Genomic DNA, 577 nt, shown 5'->3' on the forward strand with positions numbered 1-577 from the left:
CAAATGAAAGCTTGCATCAATTATTAGAAGCGAAAGCGACTGAGCAGCCAAATGCTATTGCAGTAGTCGGTGAAGGTACGCAGTTAAGTTACGAAGCGCTTAACACACAAGCTAATCAGTTAGCACATTACCTTCGTGAGGCGAGAGGGGTAGCAAAAGAAGAGTTAATCGGTATTTGTTTACCACGTGGGCCTCAATTGATGGTTGCGATATTAGCGGTATTGAAGGCTGGAGGTGCTTATGTGCCACTTGATGCCGATTACCCAACAGAGCGACTAACGATGATGTTGGACGATGCTGCGTTACGTACGGTATTGACGATTGAAGCGCTAGCGGATGCACCTTGGTTATCATCGCCGACGGTTATGGCGTTAGACAATATAACGGTACAGGCCGAGCTTGAAACGCAGCCAACGAGGAATTTATCACTGGTTAGTGAGCCGACGCAGTTAGCTTATGTGATGTATACCTCAGGCTCAACTGGTACACCTAAAGGGGTAATGGTTGAGCATGGCAACGTTGTTTCACTTGTCTGCGATGTGGATTACGTCGAGATAAATCGCGATACCGTTACCTT

The 577-nt window shown here is 46.8% G+C and carries 1 protein-coding gene; it reads left to right on the forward strand.

Annotated features, from left to right (window positions below):
• Positions 1 to 577 (forward strand): AMP-binding protein (locus Q4489_RS18250; protein WP_303483396.1); only part of this gene is annotated, 577 nt, incomplete at both ends.

It is taken from the genome of Thalassotalea sp. 1_MG-2023 (genome assembly GCF_030546745.1).
In the GTDB taxonomy this organism is placed as follows: domain Bacteria; phylum Pseudomonadota; class Gammaproteobacteria; order Enterobacterales; family Alteromonadaceae; genus Thalassotalea_C.